The organism is Xylanibacter ruminicola (genome assembly GCF_900107775.1).
Taxonomy (GTDB): domain Bacteria; phylum Bacteroidota; class Bacteroidia; order Bacteroidales; family Bacteroidaceae; genus Prevotella; species Prevotella ruminicola_C.
In genome coordinates, this window is the sequence record NZ_FNRF01000004.1 from 379,384 (window position 1) to 398,278 (window position 18,895).

Below are 18,895 nucleotides of genomic sequence, written 5' to 3' on the forward strand. Positions count from 1 at the left end.
TAGGAGTGCAAAGCCCCAAAGCTTCGCACTCCCCTATTATTCAGCAAATATAATTATCCTTATTCTGATATCTGCCAGTCTTCAATTGTACGCGTATCGGCGTTAAACTTAACGCCCACCTTCACTACGCGCTTGTTTTCTGTTTGATAAGGGATAGCATACCCCTTCTCATCTATCTGCTCAAGTGCCTCCTTGGCAGTTCCGTTCACTTTCAATTCAAACACATAAACAGCATCAGGCATCCATACCACCATATCCGTTCTACCGCCAGCGCACTTCACCTGGGTACGCACATAAAAGTTCAGCATCGAAAAAATCAGATACATGGTATATTCATAGAACCCTTCGGCAGTAGCTACCTCATGCAATTTCTGCTTAAATCCCTCTACATACGGAATACTGGCCAAATAAGCCTGCATTTCCTTCATGGCCAGGTTGGCATCATGCTGTTTAAGTGCGCGCCAGAACTTCAGGGCAAAACATGCTTTCACATCACGAGCTGCGAGCCCTGTATATACAGGTAGCAAACCATCTATATACCCAACACGAACCTCCTGATTAGGAATCGCCAATGTATAAAGTTGCGAATCGCGATCATAGTCCTTAATGGTAAGATACCCACTCTGATAAAGCAGAGGCAGAGCATCCTTCATATTTTCTGTTGGCTGATCAAAGTCCGAAGAGAACACCTCAAGACTATCCAGCGAAGTAATATCCGTTTTGAAAAATCTCAATTGATTAATCAGAAAGGTAGGAGTTCCACTCTCAAACCAGTAGTTATTTAGCTCTCTCTGTTGAAAAGCCTTTAGCAAACTGAATGGGTTATATATATCAGTTGAATCCTTGGTAAAGTGATAGCCATCATATTTCTGCTTCAACTGTTCATGCATAACATCTGCAGTTGTACCATTGAGTTGCGCCAATCGCTCAACATCTTCTTTCAGTACTGTTGCCAGTTCGTTTTCCGTAATACCACAAATATTGGCAAACATGGAATCCATCGTAACATTGGTAAGATTGTTGATGGTCGAGAAGATGCTTAACTGCGAAAATTTAGTAATACCCGTAATAAAGCAGAACTTAACAATCCGCTCGTTAGCTTTCAGGGGCTGATAAAATTCCTGCATCACCATTCGTTTATCAGCGAGTGTATCTTCTTCGTGCAACACCTCCAAAAGTGGCGCATCATACTCATCTACGATAACCACCACCTGCTTACCAGTCTGCTCATAGGCACGCTGCATAATGCCATTCAGCACTTTTCCAGGACTGAACTCATCTTCACACTTTCCGTACAGTTCTGTAAATGGACGCAGCAACCACATCAGGGTGGCCTTCAAATCTTCTGCAGAACCTTGTCCTTTTGCCAAACTCAAATCAAGACGAACCACGGGATACTGCTCCCAGTCCTTTTCCATTTCCACTATTTTCAGGCCTTCAAAAAGATCCTTCTTTCCTTGGAAATAGGATTCGAGTGTAGAGGTAAGCAACGATTTTCCGAATCTGCGCGGGCGACTCATAAAGATAAACTTTGCATAATGAGCCAATTGCCAAACCAAATCAGTTTTATCCACATACAAATACCCCTCTCGAATAATTTCCGAGAACGTCTGAATACCTATCGGATATCGTCTTTCTGCCATCATATCGTTGCTATTTGGCGACAAAGGTAGCACTTTCTTTTGAAAAATGCAAGCATTTTTATGTAAATATGTTAGAAAGAATACGTCTTTCTTTCACGCTTACGGCTCAGATTTTCCAATCTTCATTTACGAAACAGGAACCTGTCCCGGTGTTTCCGTCCCAATCTGGGTTTTAGTTCGTTATTTTTCTAGTACCTTTTTACAATTGGACTACTTCCAGATTTTCATATTCACCATTATCCCAGCGATCCTGAATCTTTTGGAGTCTCTGAGCTTTCTCTTCGCCAATCTGCCTCATTTTTTTCAGCACCTTGTTCGAAGCATTTTTTATAGTAACATATTCAATCTGTTTCATATGCATATCATTATTCCGCTGCAAAGATAATCATTTTTCTAATACGATAGCATTTTTAATGCCAAAAATTGCTTTTATTTCAATTAATTAATTGATTTGAGTCTTCTTCGCATCCCCCACAATTCACTCCATCGCCTCCTTGATACTCTCCACGATGTACTTTACATCATCATCACTCACATACGGTCCAGCAGGCAGACAGAAGCCTACCTTAAACAACTCCTCTTCTATGCCATTGGTGTAAACAGGCGCATCGGCATATACGGGCTGTTTGTGCATGGGTTTCCATGTGGGTCGAGCCTCAATCTTCTTGTCAAGCATCCACACGCGCAGAGCCTCCACGTTCTCGTTGGGCTGGCAGTCGGTAGTAGCACTGTCCACCTGATGTATCACACCAGCAGCACCACCCACGGCAGTCTTAATCACCTCCTTATAGGCGTTCTCCTGTCCCTTAATCTTCACTTCAGGGTCAAGCGTGGCAGCACACAGCCAGAAGTTAGCATCATAGCGAGGGTCAGCAGGCTGTTTGTGTATATGCACGCCCTTCACGTCCTTCAGCAGTTCCTCGTAGAGCGCCTGCACATGCTTGTGGTGAGCGATATGCGCATCAATCACCTTCATCTGTCCGCGACCGATACCCGCACACACGTTACTCATGCGGTAGTTGTATCCGATGGCTGTATGCTGATAATAAGGATACGCATCGCGAGCCTGGGTGGCATACCACATAATCTCGTTAGCCTCCTCAGCCGAGCGACAAATCAACGCACCGCCACCGCTAGTGGTTATCATCTTATTCCCGTTGAACGAAAGCACGCCATACTTACCAAAGGTTCCAAGCACCTGACCGTTATAACGCGAGCCCATGCCCTCAGCAGCGTCCTCCACCACAGGTATTCCATATTTATCCGCAATAGCCATAATCTCGTCAATACGGTACGGCATACCATACAGTGCTACCGGCACGATAGCCTTCGGATACTTACCCGTTTTCCCTTTACGGTCGATAATCGCTTTCTCCAACAGCACAGGATCCATATTCCACGTCTCGCCTTCAGAGCCAACAAAAACAGGTTTAGCCCCAAGATAAGTTATCGGATGGCTCGAAGCACAAAACGTATAACTCTGCACCAGTACCTCATCGCCAGGGCCCACGCCACAAGCCAGCAAAGCCAGATGTACCGCAGCCGTACCAGCCGAAAGGCACACCACCTTACGATCCAGTTCTTCGCTATCTTTATGGTTTACAAAGTCTGCTAGATCCTGTTCAAACGCATTCACATTGGGGCCCATTGGCACCACCCAATTGGTGTCAAACGCCTCTTTTACGTATTTCTGTTCCCATCCCTCCTCGCTCATGTGAGCCAAGCAGAGGTAAATTGTTTTTCTTTCCATATCGTTATATCAACTCATTATTATATTCCATTTTCTTTCCTAGCACTGTGCAACACATCATCTGTATGTCCTTCATAAACGAGTAATGATGATAGTAATAGCAGTTCAGGCGTACTTTATCGGGATAGATTACCGTGTCGTTGTACTCAACGGCTATTTCTTGGGCATCACGATTATCACCCTCTTTCTGTTTCTGGGCTACATACTCCGCTATCATCTCGTCCTCTAAGCGATACTTCAGCGTAGCTGGTCCAGTAATGCCTGGTCTTAACTTCAGCACATCCCTGTCATCGCCTTTCAGTTGGTCAGCATACCCAGGCACATCGGGCCTTGGGCCAACAAAGCTCATCTTGCCAATCAATACATCCCATAGTCCAGGCAGCTCATCCAGCTTATAATGCCTCAGTTTAGCTCCAAGTGGCGTAATCCTCGAATCTCCAGCCACACTCACTGTCGATCCATTATGCTTCACCGTCATCGTTCTGAACTTATGGCAGTCAAACAACTTGCCATCCTTTCCCACTCTTTTCTGCACAAAGAACGCAGGACCGCCAGGCATTTTTATCTTAATTAATATCACAACAATTAGCAATACAGGCCACAAAAACAGCAGGCCAATGAACGACATCAGCCTATCAAATATCCATTTCAACAACATGTTATCTTACCCCTTCAAGATTTCCAGATACAATTCATTATGCGGCATTTCTTTTACCACTTTTACATTGCTGGCGCTCATGGCCGAACGATACGAGGGTATGTTATCCTTCGACACTGTTTCAAACAGTCGCAGGCCTATGCCGAAGCCAACCTCGTTTAATATCTTATTCATGGCTGTGCCTAGGCCTTTGCCGCGATAGTTGATATCCACCATCCTGCCGCGGAACCCCTGTCCGTGAAAAAAGCATCGGTTAAAGCAATACCCAGCTATCTGCCCATTCAACCTGTCACACAGCACATAGCCCAGAAAAGCTTTATTCCGCTGCAGCATCTTTATACTGCCAGTGTCAAACCCATGCGGTTTAAAATACATAAAAGCCTCTTCTGGCTGGCGGGCAAAAAACTCCACCATCCCGTCTGTCGGAATATCCCTGATGGGTACTATCTCATATCCTTCTGGCACTACAGAAAAAGAAAAGGCCCTTAACCGTTTCCCATACCTCATATAGAATATCACGCCATTCATCCACTCGATGATATTCCACAGCCAGCTCAATTTATCTCTTAGTATGTGTGCTATCTTGTATAACATACATCAATATCATATAATATTATTTGAGATCTGCCAATATCTCATCATAAAAATCATACAAGCATTTCCGCACATACCCTTGCTCATATCTCGATGCAATCATCTGCCTGGCATTTCCTGCCATCTTTTCACGCGCTTCCTTATCTCGCATCATTTTCAACATAGCATCAAACAATGCATTTGCATCATGTGATGGAATAATTATACCATTCTCTCCTTCTACAATGATTTCCCTTGAACCATTAATATCTGTCACGATAGAGGGCAATCCCATAGCGCCCGCTTCCAATACTGTGTTCGGAAAACCTTCACGATAACTGGGAAACACAAAGCAATCTGCTGCAGCATAATATGCCAACAACTCTTCTCCTCTTTTACTCCCTACCGACTCTATCGCAGGATTACGTTCGATTATCTCCTTAGATTTTGGAGAGATTGGGTCTAGGTTATCCTCATATGGCCCCACTAACAACAACCTCACGTTAGCCATACTTGATAACTTATCAAATGCCTTACAAAGCTCATTCATGCCCTTGTCTTTTACTATCCTCCCCACAAATACAAAAGTAAACTTGCTTTCAACCCGCAGGCCAATTTCTTCCACCTTATTTCTTACCTCATCCCTCAAGGAATAGTACTCCATATCCACGCCTTTTACATTACCATATCCAAGCACCTTCAGTGGTTTCTTGGTTATACCATTGTTCAGCAGGTCATTCTTAACTCCTTCTCCTTCTGGTATAATATGGGTAGCACAAGCACACGTCAGCCAATCTGTCGCCATTAGTATCCTGCGTTTCAGTCCTGTGGCCGTTGGGAAAACCAACCCCGTAAAAGTTTGCACTCGTACAGGTACCCTGGTCAGCCATGCCGCCATCATACAAAGTAGTCCTGCCTTTGGGGTCATGCTGTGTACCATTGCTGGCCGTTCCTTACGGAATACCTTTATCATACGCCATAGCGATATCAGGTCATGCTTCACAGATATATGCCGTTCCATAGGCACTGCTATGGTGCGCACCCCTTCACGTTCTGCAACCACCTCCATTTCTTTTCCTGGAGATGACAAAGCCACCACCTCATATTTCTGCGACAACTCCTTCAGCATCCCGTTGCAGAACGCATCTAGCGACATCGGAACTGTCGTAGCACGAATTATCTTTATTTTATTCCACATATTTTTACTAACTTCAACATTTTTCTTGTAATCCGCATAACATGGATTGCAATTAGGTTGCCTATTAAATATACACCATACCCTATCAAACATCCCAAGGTGTTATGTATCACGTCATCTGTCTCGCAATATCCTTTCCGCAATACATACTGCGATATTTCAATTACTATCGACAATAAGCAGCCCCATTGCACAACCTTCTTCCACCCTATATGACGAAAACCAGCCCCTATCAAAAAACCGACAGGTACAAAAAGTGCGACATTCAGCAGATTCGCTGCAAAACTCTCCATAAAATAGCTATGTTCCCCGAAGGTCCAATAGCTTCTAAAAGGCTCCAATTGCATTCTGCTCTCCACTCCGCTCTCCCGAAATGCGACCGTCATAGCAATCACCAACGCTCCCCATGCCGCCAACAAAATCAATGCACAGTGCCGCCCAATATTCCTAAATCCTTTCAACCATAACATCGAAAGCATCACACAGCACACCACACCAAGCAGTCCCCAATAAAACCAACCAGGGATGCTATTGATAGCTATCAGTGCGTATCCCCTTAGTTCTACCATTGACTATAGCCTTATCACTTACCGAAAGAAACGAATGCCCATTGAAATACCACTTACCACATCCAAATAAACTACGCGTTCTTACATTATTTCTTCTTTAATTCAAAAATTGCACATCCAAATTTACACCCACATGACTCTTTTATTTTATCACCTGTAAGTGTAACATCTGGATGCAAAACGCCTTGATCGATATAGGAAAACGAAACGATTTCATAATCAACAGAAACCATATCGATCAGGTACGACAAACTGAACACACGATGAGCATTAAACTCAATCCTCTGAGGTCCGAAAGGCACAGAAAAATAAAACCATCCACCAGCCTTTAACATCTTTGTAATGTTTCTGAAACCTTTTTTATGTCCATCAGGATCCAAGGTATCTCCATAACGGCCTAATCCGAAATGCTCTATGGCATGAAGCGATGAAATAGAGTCACAATAGTTCTCCGGTATATTTTCATCATCCATCAAATCCAACTGTCTAAAACTTACATTTTGAATAGGGGTTTCCATCCCCCTAATGTCTAAAAGTTCTATTTCGCGAAATGAAGCAACATGAGCTACGAAGCCGTCAACTCTTGACCCGACATCCACATGCTTTAATGGATTATTCTTGTAAATTAATTGAGCTACATATAAATCTTGATAGAAGTAGTGTCCATCTAAAGTTCCAGCATAGTCATATTTATCGTCCAGACATGGATTATTATCCTTGATTGGGAACTCAGAAGCCCCGTTCCCTAAGAGTTTCTTAAACTCTGCATAATCATCTTTGAACCATTTCTCATTTCGATGAAACTTAATTGAGAGCGTATAAGGATGTCGCACCAAAATCATATCAAAAAACTTAAATCCGAATTTCATCTTCTCTGTATTTAGTTTGTTTTGAAATACCCTTTCAGGAAATCTATCGCCTTGTCTTTCTCTATCCAACCTAATGACGCATAAACGCTGAAATACACGACGAATGACAGACCAAAGCGCAAATACAGATTACTGATTATACAACTTACAAGCCAACATACCACAAGAGCAATAAGGCCATTAATCGCCACGATGTGCACCTGTCGCATCTGATCCATCAGCGTAATATCCATAAACCGATAGACAAACAGCGAACTGATTAGTATGTTGACTATAGCATACACCAACAATCCCCATACCATCGCCAACAGCCCATACCGAAAAGTGACAAGAAGTACCAATACTCCGAGAATCTTCTTGATTAACTCACAAATAAACAGAATCTGTGTTCTGCCAACGGCTTTAAACAGGTTGAAATGCAAGTTTGTCACCACATAGGCCATGCTCGATATACACAGCACCTGCATCAGCGGAGCCATCTCCAGCCATTTCTCTGTTAGCACTATCTGTATTAGATCCTCTGCTTTAACCATGAAGAACACATTGATAGGCACCACGATGAATGCTGATGCATGCAGAATACGCAGAGTAGACTCCTTCAGCTGAACCATATCATCCTGCACTCGCGACAACAACGGATACAAAGCCCGCATGCTCAGGCCACTCAGGCTGTACGACACATAACTAGAATAATTATTAGCCCTCTCGTACAAACCCAACTGCCTGGCTGTATAGAAGCGTCCAACCACCAACGAATAGATGTTATTATATACCGCATTAACTAACGTTGTAAACAACATCGGCAAGCCAAATGATACCAAGTGTCGAAACGACTCTATAGAGTATTGCCACGAGGGCAGCCATCGGGCATAAAGGATACAAGCACCCGTTATCAAGGCTGCGCTGAGCAGGCTCTGACCTATCAGCGACCAATAGGCATAGCCATGATAGGCCATATAGAGTGCCACTAAGCCCGACAGCAACGTGATGCTAGTAGATGCCATAGCCAGTTCCTTAAATCTCAACTGTCTCTGGAGCAGCGCCTTAGGTGCCAAACCTAGTGAATTAAAGAAAAACACAAGCGCTGAAAAACGCAACATCTTACCTAAGATGGGCGCATGATAAAAATCCGCGATAATAGGTGCAGCAAAAAATAGCAGAACATACATCGACAGTGCCATAGTAAGCGAGAAGAGGAATGCTGTGTTCAAGTCGGTCTTGTTGCACTCCTTCTTCTGTATTAGCGCTCCCTCTAAACCAAAATCTATGAAAGCGTTCGATATAGCAAAGAAAATGCCCTGCATAGCAATCAACCCATAATCATAAGGATTCAATAGTCGTGCAAGCACGATACCCAAAACGAACTGAATTCCAAAGGTTACGAACTGCTGAACACCACTCCACAACAGACTATTATGTGCTTCACCTTTCATAAGTTAGAATTGGGATCTTAAATAGTTATATATAAAACTTGGGGACAGTTTCTTAAAAAAACTAAGTTCTTTCATTTCTGTTAGCAACGTGTTTTTTTCCTCTATCCGGCGTTGTGTACTTAGGATATAGTTTAACTCTTCCTTAAAATACTCTACGTACTCTTTTACATAACTGCCACGAAACAATACGCCCCCGTCGTCATAGTCAAAGATTGACTCTCTAACTACATACGAACGATAATTCAACCGACGACTTCTCTTACTGCCGAACATCTCAAACCACCAGGCTGATTCATGCCTACGGAGAAGACTCATCAGATAATCCTTCCGCCATAGTCCCACCTGTGTTGTCACTCGATAAGGAGTTTTCAGCCCATATTCTATCAAATCAGGATATTCCGCAGAAACGGGATTCGTATCAGAAGGTTCCAATTGTTTAATTAGACATATAAAACCTACTGACTTATCTTTCTTAATAATCTCTTCGCACCTGGAAAAACGTTCCAAATCCACATTTCTCTTCAGCCAGAAGTCATCCAAAATAAACAACACATACTCCGCATCAACACCGCTGAGTAGCAACATTAAATTCTCCGACCAAGTACTGCCCTTTGGCATTTTTAGCGGGCATTCGATGTCCATACCTTCATACCCGAATGTTTTAGAGTCGGTACACAAATACACCTTCCGATCAAAGCCCGCCCAATGCTTCTTCAACAACCAGAAAAAAGGCTGCCACAAGTCACAGCAATTATCGCACGACGACACAATTAATGGTATACTACCGTTCATTTCTCTCTACTCAACATATATCGATCATACACATATTTCATACACCCCAATGGATAAAGCAACACCGTCAGCAGTCGACGTGGAGAGGCAGAAAACAAAGTATGGTCTTGAACAAATAACGACAAAGATATATAGCATATCACACTATGTATTAATCCTTTCTTTCTCAACCGAATACGCTGTGCATGATATTCACGATGACCACGAGGATTACTGAACAATAACTTTCGATAGCTCATCGTATATCCATCTTGTCGGTACTCGCAGTTCTGCGAAATATACGGATGAAATATAAACTGATAGTCCTCATCTAACCTATCGTAGATATACACGTCGGTAACAAATTTCTCACCATCGAAACTAGGATAGGGATAATTCCTCAGGATATTCGTCAACAGAAAAATTGTTGTCTCTCCACCATAATATCTACAAAGATTATATAGAGAACCATGTGAAGGTGCTGCTGTTAAGTCATGTCGACCGTGTAATGACCTTCTTAACGATACCATTCCTGCTACATGCTTTTCATTATAGTCGTTCCGGTGAATATCCCAAAAGTCCAAACTGTCTTTTACAACGTTCTCGTTCGATAGCTGATCATCACTATCTATACAAACAAATAATTCCGAATTTGTCATACCGACAGCTCTGTTAAACGCACGCATCTTACCACCATTCTCTTGACAATACAAGCAAATAGCAACCTTTTTCTCACGTATCCACTCTTCCACCAGTTCCTTGGTATTATCTGTCGAGCCATCATCCACCACTAGCCACTCAAAGTCCTGGTATGTCTGTTGGCACAGGCTCTCATACAATTTCGGTAGAATATACGCTCTGTTATAAGTTGGTGTAAAAATAGTCAATCGTTTCATATTACTAAAATCGATATCACAACGCGACACAACAATGTAGGGATATTGGATATCGCTCCCATTGCATATATCTTAAGTTTTGTCATCGACTTCCTTATATAATTCATTATACTTCTCCACCATCTTACTGATGTCGAACAAGCGAGCCTTTTCATAGCATGCCTCAGCAACTTGCTTATATAACTGCTGATTATCATGCAACTGGCGAATCAAGTCAGCTAACGCCTTATCATCACCATGCGGGAACAACAATCCAGAGCCTTCGGTAATTTCATGCAATCCTTTTACGTCACTTGCTATAAAGGGTTTTCCTACGGACATACCTTCAATATTAGAAAGCGAAAGGCCCTCCCAATGGCTAGACATCACGACCACGTCAGCCGCTTTCAGAATATTGGCGACATCAGTTCGAAGCCCATAAAATCTAACCTGACCATCCAACTTCAAGTCATTTACAAGTGATTTAAGTTCACTTCTCCTTACTCCGTCACCCACTAACCAAAGCTCATAGCTTTCTTTAGGTAGCCTACTAATCGCTCTTATCAATGTATCCTGATCCTTGGCCTCGCGGAAACCAGCCACCATCACGACAGAAAACCTACCATAATTTAAATTTTCTAAAGGAGTCGCATTATGGAAAGCATCCACATCCACCCCGTTATTGATGGTGCATATATTAGAAGCCGTTCCACCCAAATATCCTATTAACGTATTCTCTGCTATCTCTGATATACAAATCACTTTATGATAGTGTCTGTACATCCACTTGTCAATCAGTCTTAATACTCCCCCTTGTTCTCTTTTTCTGTTATTAGTGCTATGCTCTGTCGTCACGAGTTTCTTGCGGCAAAACTGATTTGCAATAGCAGCAAACAATTGCGGTGAAGAATTGTGCGTATGTACGATATCATATTGCCGCATAATATGCCAAAGCTTCATGATATACCATGGATTATAATAGGATTCTCCTAACTTATATATCTTACATTCCTGACATTCCCGTTCCAACCGTTCCATCAGAGCAGTCTGCTGCCCATTAAACACCACCACGCCAACTTCGTGACCAAGCTCACGGAATCGAGGCATCATGTTTACCACCAACGTCTCAGCCCCCCCAGTCTGTAGTGATGTGATTACATGTAATAATCTCATTGTATGATTTATTTACAAGCCTTATACCTTATATAAATATTATAGACTACACCCAATGGAACAGCCAGCAACACCAGTCCTTTATCATTACTATTCCTTAGCCAAGAAGAATCGCGACTGAAGATACAAGCTGAAACATAGTGGGCACAAAGACTAAGCTTTTTGAAAAAGTTCAATCCTCTAGTCATACTCAGTTCCATCAGCCTATAACGGGCATAGCTCTTTGGCGAGCGCTTGTATTGCTTGAATATCGCCTGTGACATCGAATCTGCGCCAATCTGATATTCCACCCAGCAGAAATTCTTGTTCACTATCCACATCTGATATTTATCAAACAGTTGCATTTGCATATAGTGGGGATTGTAATCTTTCTCACCTTCAAAACCTATCTGTGGGCAATATCTCCTCATCAAATCTGTGCGAAACACATACTTTGAATCACCTTTATGATCCAAATCGAAAATCCATGCAGATTGATTATCAACCGAAAAAAAACCTCCTATTGGAAGTTTGTCCAAGACATTATAATCAAGACCAGCTATACCACCTATACCCGCGCGTTTATCTGCAGAAAGATTATCCCAAACACACTTTACATTCTCTACTAAATCCTCTGGTGCATAATCATCAGAATCTATGCAAACACACAACTCCGTTTGAACAGTCTGAAACGCTACATTATATCCAGTAAATAACCCACCATTAGGTTTGCGGATATATTCAATTCGCAGTCCTTCAGCATTGAGGGTGAAATGGTCCAAAGTCGTTTCTTCAAGTTGTCTCCCCATCCAGTCGTAAGCAGCTCCTGCCTCCTGCACCTTCTCACCCAACGAAAGAAGCCATTCACGCGTCCCGTCAGACGACCCGTCGTCGATGACTAGCCATTCAAAGTCCTTGCACGTCTGGCTTAGCAAGCTTTCGTAGGTTCGCCCAATAGTATGTACCCGATTAAAAGCGGGTGTAAAAACTGTTAATATTGATTTTGTATTCATTTTTTTATTTTCCCAATAGCCATAATATCGTTGTAAAGCCAAAATGGGCTAAAAGTATCAGGGCTGTTTTCTTACTATGCTTTTCCTTAAACACATCAAAATTCATAAGTGGGTATGCTAAAACAATGGGATAGATAAACCATGAGAGATAGGCGATTCGATTCGAAAAAATAGCTCTGATGGCCAATACCCAAAACGAATTGGCATACATATAGGTACCTAACAGGAGTAAATAGGTATTATTATAAAGTTTTCGCTTAAAAATGGTGTACCATGCTAATAGGATTGGCATAGAACTATACAGCAAAAAGTCCCAACGGAAGCGGTGCTCAAGAATCATACCATCAGCTTCATTGCTTTGCAAATTTCCTGCTAATCTTTCATCATAACTCATTGATGATAACATAGCATCAATCTGACCACCAATAGCCAAACTGACACCGATAGCCCCAAGCCAAGCAATAAACATATATTTAGGTTTACGTACATAAAAAGAAAAAAACAGGGCCGCCGCCGACAATAATGCTGACTTATGAAATCCTATAGATAAAAGACAAAAAATAGCAGCCAAAACAATCTTTTTTTTACATAATGATGCCACAGCTAAAATCATTATGCTACAAGCGATTCCATTACGAACTCCATTTGTACCAAAAGAATAAAATTCAAATGCACCAACGCAGAATAACATCAATAATGCTCCATGCTTCTTGTCAATCTGCCAACAGCCCCATAACATAGGAATGAGATAGCAACACGTCATCAACATAAGCCACAGATGCACATCCATGATTTCTGCACAAAACTTTTGGATGGTGTAGAACAGCCAATCAGACTTAATATCGACTGCACCTTGCATGTTAAAGACCCCATAGTTTTTCAATAGCCAGTATGTATTTGCATAAACTCCTGTGTCGCCAAAATAGCCTGAATATACAGGTCTAAGCCCATAGAAGACGATAAAAAATAAAGAGAATAATAATAACGGCTGATAGTTAAACGCTCGTTCAATCACAGCATATCTTTGATATTTATTGATTGTATTAAATCGTGACACCGTCATCAACATCACGACAAACCAATAAACGAAATAATAATACTTAGAAAACGGTGCCAAAAACTCCATTCTACAGCTATAAAATATTAAACATTATTTTCTTACCACAATCTTAACATATATCCCTCAAAACAGCCTGGCATCCAGTAATTTGAATATGCCTTCTGTTACAATTCTTTCCCTTATATAATAGTATCATAAAGATAGCGTATAGTCTTATCTTTTAATTCAATAGGATTATTTTTCAATCTTACAAGATTAACCGATGCAGAAAGCATCAGCAAGTCATCTTCCTTACGATCAGATACCGGATTCCAAAGTTCCATATCTACCATCATATGACGTAAGCATACTATGGCTTGATGAGGATTTTCGCATCCCATTGCATGGGCAATATCCATAAAGATATCTAAAAGATAATCGCTCCCCCTTTTGTCAATACACTTATCAAGATTGTTAAGCATATACTCCCAAATTTCAGGCAAGCATACTGCTACAGCATGACCATGAGGGAGTTTATAGAGTGAAGTTAACTTATAGCTCATCGCATGGGCTGCCGTAGTTTGAGTGATATTGATAGCCTTACCTCCATAGTTTGCAGCCAGCATAATCTGAACAGCGGCCTCGTCATCATTCTCGAAGATGTACTTGCGCCAGTTCTCCATGATAAGTTCTATAGTTTTACGACTATATTCATAACTTTCTTCGGTAGAATTGACTGACCACCAAGATTCTATACCCTGGCAAAGGGCATCCATCATGGTGCATTTCTTCTGATACAATGGAAGAGTCTTTAGAACTGATGGTTCAAGAATAGCATAATCAGGCAAAACACCTTCATTGGTTACCGTCTGCTTAGCGCCCTCATAATACATCACTGCATTATGAGTGGACTCACTACCAGTACCTGCCGTTGTAGGGATTGCAATGAAGGGGATCTTAGATCCATCACACTCTACTCTTGTACTTACCAATGGCGGAATAAGGGCTGCATTGCCGTCCTTGGTCAGAACTGCAAGTTTGATACACTTTGCTACATCGATAGCACTACCGCCACCAACAGCCAAGATGCTATCGCACTTGGTTATCTGGAATAGGTCGACACCCTTGCACACCTGATCGTAAAGAGGATTAGGAGTGAAGTCTGAGAATAGAACATGTGGCGTACCCATGTTCTCTATATCATGCTTAATATTCAGAAAAGGATAAGAAGAGTCGCAAACCACGAAAACCTTAGTTACACCTTCCAATGCCTCACCTAAATGAGAGATTCCGTTATATATTACTTGCATAAGAATTCCATTAATGCTTCCTTGTTCTGGATTGGAGTAGTAGTAGGTCTGCCAAGATCCTTACGGTTACCCTTCTTGACCTTGACTTCAAGGAACACAGGTCCCTCACCAAGATTAGAAAGTTGCTTTTGCAAATCTGCTTTATTATCAACAGAGAAGATCTGCTTATAACCTACAGCCTTTGCTATAGCAGGCAAATCAATCTTCAAGCCTACCGTAGGCTGGCCACCTACAGAATCATGGGCACCATTGTTGAACACTACATGCACATAGTTCTTCGGAGCTTTATTGGCAACAATAGCCATACTGCCCATGTGCATAATACTAGCACCATCGCCATCAAAACACCATACCTTTCTGTCCTGTTTGGCCAAGGCAATACCAAGTGCAATCTGAGAGGCATGTCCCATAGAACCAACGGTCAGAAAATCACGCTCATGGTTTTCGTTCATCGCTGTGCGATACTCGAAGAGCTCACGGCTAATCATTCCAGTTGTCGATACAATGGCATCCTTTTCACCAAGGGCTGCAGCAACAGTCTGTATAGCCTCTTCACGACTCATAGTCAGGTCGTTCTTCTCTACGTTCTGAAGGGTATAGGCATCAAAGGTGTCTTTCTCGATAACAATTGCATAGCATTGTTTGGTTGCCTGCATAAAAGCAACAGCCTTCTTAATCTGTGCCTCAGCCTTATCCTCTTCTTTAGAGAGGACAGTATAGTCAATGCCCATAACATTCAACAATCCTGTTGTCACCTTACCCTGCTTTACATGCTGGGGCTCATCATGAACTCCGGGTTTTCCACGCCATCCAATCACCAATAGAACAGGAATGTTATAAACATCAGGATCTGTCAGAGAAGCCAGAGGGTTGATGATATTCCCCTCCCCAGAGTTCTGCATATAGACTACAGGAATCTGACTGGTTGCCAAGTAATGACCTGCAGCCAAGCCCATTGCGCCACCCTCGTTGGCAGCAATGATATTATGTGCTGCATCAGCATGGTCTGTAATATAGGCACAAAGATTCTTCAGCAGAGAATCAGGCACGCCAGCATAGAAATCAATGCCATAGCTGGCTAATGCATCATAGAAAAACTTTGGACTAATCATTACTCTTCAGGAATTAAGGTGATAATTTCTTTAATTGACATACACTTGTCATCACACTCCTTGGCACGATGGTTCTCCAAGATGGTACGTGCAGCATCCTGCATGGCAGGGAAACCTGTACGTGTGAGCTGGTTAGCGTAGATAACCACATTCACGCCACGCTCCTTGAATTCAGCTTCCGTAACAGTGTTGAATGAGGTAGGAACAACCACAATAGGAGTGGTGCTGTTCTTCTCACGGAACTTAGCTACAAACTCGAAAATTTCAGCAGGATCTTTCTTGCGGCTGTGAATCATAATGGCGTCAGCACCGGCCTCACTGAAGGCAAAGGCACGCTCCAAAGCGTCTTCCATACCCTGTTCCAAAATCAGAGACTCAATACGAGCGCATATCATGAACTCCTTGGTCTTCTGAGCTTTCTTACCGGCACGAATCTTCTCGCAAAAATCTGGAATTGCAGCCTGCGTCTGTTTGACCTCAGTACCAAAGAGACTGTTCTTCTTTAAACCGGTCTTATCTTCAATAATAACCATAGAAACGCCCATACGCTCCAAAGAACGGACAGTATAAACAAAGTGCTCTGTCAAGCCACCGGTATCTCCATCAAAGATGATAGGCTTGGTGGTCACTTCCATAATGTCATCAATAGTACGGAAACGTGAAGTCATATCCACCAGCTCAATATCGGGCTTACCTTTGGCGGTTGAGTCGCAAAGGCTACTTACCCACATGGCATCGAACTGATAGGTTTTGCCATCCTGGAGTACCTTGGTATTCTCTACGATCAGGCCCGTGATACCACTGTGAGCTTCCATAGCCGTAACAAGTCCCTTCATATTGATGAGCTTGCGCAAACGACCACGACGAACATCAGGCATAGATGCCTCTGCACGATGGGCTGCATCCAGCTCTTTATACATGGGGTTGTTGCTATAGGGATACTCAACGAGTTTGCCGCCGTATGAAGCAAGAATCTCACATACCTCCTGGCGAATAGGTTTCTGGAAACCTTCGCACCAGTCATTGCCATGAACGAGGAAATCAGGCTTCAAGGCTTCAAGGTTTTCCTTATAAGAGAGTGTTTTCTGCTCTACTACACGCTCAACCCCTGCCATATTCTCAAAGAGCGCCTTGCGCTCTGCAAACGGAATCAGCGGATAGCGCTTAAAGCTTGAGATAGCCTCATCGCTAAGCACACCGATAATCAATCGCCCCAAGCGACGTGCCTTATTAATAATTGCAACATGTCCACTATGAATGTACTCTGTAGAGAAACACATATAAACTGTGCGCTCATTGATTTCCTTCACACGCTTGCTGACCACCTCCAAGTCTTCAGGAGTGTCAATCTCAGCGCAAAGCATATCCTGCACATCGCAAGGATAAATCTTGCACTTGTCACTTACCTCGTTGAAGGCGTTCTCTGCATACACCTTTCGGTTGTCGCTTTCACAGAACTTCTCAATATTAGCCAGCCATACCAGCCAATCCTCTTTCTTTATTTTGTAGAGAGGCTGTGCAGTCATTGCATTGTCAAAGAATTCAATACCAACTTTCTCTATCTGACCATCCTTGATGACAGCCTTAAAATCCTTCTCAGGAAGAGGCAAAGTGCTACTCACAGCCATACAGCTGTTCTCGTTGTCAATCACTGCCTCCATTACCTGGCTCTCAAACACCAAATCACCATGCATCAGAATGATGTCATCATCCTTCAGTTCCTCTTTAGCACAGTAGATACTATAAACATAATTGGTTTTATCGTAGAGCGGATTATTTACAAATGTGAACTTAATAGGCAAATGCAATGCATTGCAATAATCAACTAAAACCTTGTCATAGTATCCTGTTGTCATCACAACCTCCTCAACACCGAATGAATTAAGTATTCGCAACTGTCTACTCAAAATGGAGTTCTTAAACGAGATTTCCGTCATACACTTGGGATGCTCATTTGTTATCATCCCCATTCGCGAACCGAGGCCGCTATTTAATATTAATGCTTTCATATGATTCACTTGTTTTATCTATTATATCTCTTTAAAAACCCATTCGTTAAAATATTTACTATAGCGATGATCCTCATTAGGAAGTTTCATATAATCGCCATAATGAACTCTCAGGACATTGTCATAGCCGGAAGGTATTGGCATTTTCCGCCCCTCATAGTCGCGATAGGATATTTTAAACCATTCTTTCTTCCAGATGGTTTTAAAACCAACGACTATTAGTTTATCAGATTGATTGGTTGGGTCAACAAGCATTTTATAGCCCCACTTTTCAATTCTTCTTTCTCCAATAATCATCCTAAATAAATGGGCCACATCCAATATACGTTTGTATAAGAATCCTTTGATCGGTATGTTATGTCTATCAATTGCAAGCTTTAAAAGTTTCTTTTCACTTTTATTCAAGCCAACAATTCTCAGGCCCTTCCATATTTTCGTTAGCAAAACCACCTGTTTTTCTGTCAAATTTCTCATACTGTCTATACAAAAGATATCTAATTGCACATTATTCATGACATCTATATGTTCTGTTCCAGGAAGGCAATAGGTTGTTCCAAGTTTTCCAATTTTTATCTCAGAGATGTAATCAGAGCTTCCACTCCCCATTATCTTCACTCTATATTTGGCATTATCAAAATCGTCTTTTGCCTCTTTTACAAACTTCTTATAGTTTTCACGTGTCATCCCAACATCCACATCATCATCCCAAGGAATAACACCTCCATGACGGATACAACCTAAAAGAGTTCCATACATAAGAAAATATTCTATTTTATGTTTTTTACACACCTCATCTAACAACAATAACAATTCGTTATTGATTTCATGAACACGTTTTAAATCACTGAGTGTCATAGTTTTAATTATTTATTTATCAGAATCAAATCTCAAGCAACTGAATCTATTTCAAAGTAATAATTC

18 protein-coding genes are annotated in these 18,895 nt (G+C 42.0%); all 18 read right to left on the reverse strand.

Annotated features, from left to right (window positions below):
- Nucleotides 1-59 precede the first annotated feature (59 nt).
- On the reverse strand, nt 60-1,646 hold the full coding sequence (locus BLU97_RS12045; RefSeq protein ID WP_074761846.1) for an ATP-binding protein: 1,587 nt from the start codon (nt 1,644-1,646) through the stop codon (nt 60-62).
- Between the two features lie 196 nt (nt 1,647-1,842).
- Nucleotides 1,843-1,998: a hypothetical protein gene (locus tag BLU97_RS16110; protein WP_175456376.1), complete on the reverse strand. Its 156-nt coding sequence runs from the start codon at nt 1,996-1,998 to the stop codon at nt 1,843-1,845.
- Nucleotides 1,999-2,121: 123 nt separating this feature from the next.
- Nucleotides 2,122-3,393 carry a DegT/DnrJ/EryC1/StrS family aminotransferase gene (locus BLU97_RS12050; RefSeq protein ID WP_074761777.1) on the reverse strand — a complete coding sequence of 424 codons (1,272 nt, stop codon included), beginning with the start codon at nt 3,391-3,393 and terminating at the stop codon, nt 2,122-2,124.
- A 4-nt stretch (nt 3,394-3,397) separates the two neighbouring features.
- The gene (locus BLU97_RS12055) at nt 3,398-4,051 is read right to left on the reverse strand and encodes a sugar transferase (RefSeq protein ID WP_074761778.1); all 654 of its coding nucleotides are present in this window, start codon (nt 4,049-4,051) and stop codon (nt 3,398-3,400) included.
- A gap of 6 nt (nt 4,052-4,057) precedes the next feature.
- Nucleotides 4,058-4,645 carry a GNAT family N-acetyltransferase gene (locus tag BLU97_RS12060; protein WP_074761779.1) on the reverse strand — a complete coding sequence of 196 codons (588 nt, stop codon included), beginning with the start codon at nt 4,643-4,645 and terminating at the stop codon, nt 4,058-4,060.
- Nucleotides 4,646-4,664: 19 nt separating this feature from the next.
- On the reverse strand, nt 4,665-5,822 hold the full coding sequence (locus BLU97_RS12065; protein ID WP_074761780.1) for a glycosyltransferase family 4 protein: 1,158 nt from the start codon (nt 5,820-5,822) through the stop codon (nt 4,665-4,667).
- Entirely contained in the window at nt 5,807-6,391 is a 585-nt protein-coding gene (locus BLU97_RS12070; RefSeq protein ID WP_074761781.1) for a VanZ family protein, read from the reverse strand. Before BLU97_RS12070 ends, BLU97_RS12065 begins: the two co-directional genes overlap by 16 nt.
- 86 nt (nt 6,392-6,477) lie before the next feature.
- Complete coding sequence (locus tag BLU97_RS12075; protein WP_217631763.1) at nt 6,478-7,260, reverse strand: DUF268 domain-containing protein; 783 nt, start codon at nt 7,258-7,260, stop codon at nt 6,478-6,480.
- A gap of 11 nt (nt 7,261-7,271) precedes the next feature.
- Nucleotides 7,272-8,693 carry a lipopolysaccharide biosynthesis protein gene (locus BLU97_RS12080; RefSeq protein WP_074761782.1) on the reverse strand — a complete coding sequence of 474 codons (1,422 nt, stop codon included), beginning with the start codon at nt 8,691-8,693 and terminating at the stop codon, nt 7,272-7,274.
- A gap of 3 nt (nt 8,694-8,696) precedes the next feature.
- Nucleotides 8,697-9,335, reverse strand: a complete 639-nt coding sequence (locus BLU97_RS12085) for a hypothetical protein (RefSeq protein ID WP_139209020.1) — start codon at nt 9,333-9,335, stop codon at nt 8,697-8,699.
- A gap of 146 nt (nt 9,336-9,481) precedes the next feature.
- Nucleotides 9,482-10,360 carry a glycosyltransferase family 2 protein gene (locus BLU97_RS12090; protein WP_074761784.1) on the reverse strand — a complete coding sequence of 293 codons (879 nt, stop codon included), beginning with the start codon at nt 10,358-10,360 and terminating at the stop codon, nt 9,482-9,484.
- Nucleotides 10,361-10,432: 72 nt separating this feature from the next.
- Entirely contained in the window at nt 10,433-11,512 is a 1,080-nt protein-coding gene (locus tag BLU97_RS12095; protein ID WP_074761785.1) for a glycosyltransferase, read from the reverse strand.
- Nucleotides 11,513-11,520: 8 nt separating this feature from the next.
- Nucleotides 11,521-12,504 carry a glycosyltransferase family 2 protein gene (locus BLU97_RS12100; RefSeq protein ID WP_074761786.1) on the reverse strand — a complete coding sequence of 328 codons (984 nt, stop codon included), beginning with the start codon at nt 12,502-12,504 and terminating at the stop codon, nt 11,521-11,523.
- A 4-nt stretch (nt 12,505-12,508) separates the two neighbouring features.
- Nucleotides 12,509-13,630: an EpsG family protein gene (locus BLU97_RS12105; protein ID WP_074761787.1), complete on the reverse strand. Its 1,122-nt coding sequence runs from the start codon at nt 13,628-13,630 to the stop codon at nt 12,509-12,511.
- A 113-nt stretch (nt 13,631-13,743) separates the two neighbouring features.
- On the reverse strand, nt 13,744-14,853 hold the full coding sequence (locus BLU97_RS12110; RefSeq protein ID WP_074761788.1) for a phosphonoacetaldehyde reductase: 1,110 nt from the start codon (nt 14,851-14,853) through the stop codon (nt 13,744-13,746).
- The gene (gene aepY, locus BLU97_RS12115) at nt 14,844-15,965 is read right to left on the reverse strand and encodes a phosphonopyruvate decarboxylase (protein WP_074761789.1); all 1,122 of its coding nucleotides are present in this window, start codon (nt 15,963-15,965) and stop codon (nt 14,844-14,846) included. Before aepY ends, BLU97_RS12110 begins: the two co-directional genes overlap by 10 nt.
- Nucleotides 15,965-17,974, reverse strand: coding sequence for a phosphoenolpyruvate mutase (gene aepX, locus BLU97_RS16390; protein ID WP_074761790.1), 2,010 nt, complete (start codon nt 17,972-17,974; stop codon nt 15,965-15,967). Before aepX ends, aepY begins: the two co-directional genes overlap by 1 nt.
- A gap of 21 nt (nt 17,975-17,995) precedes the next feature.
- Nucleotides 17,996-18,829 (reverse strand): phosphorylcholine transferase LicD, encoded by an 834-nt coding sequence (locus tag BLU97_RS12125; protein WP_074761791.1) that lies wholly within the window; start codon nt 18,827-18,829, stop codon nt 17,996-17,998.
- Nucleotides 18,830-18,895: the final 66 nt, after the last annotated feature.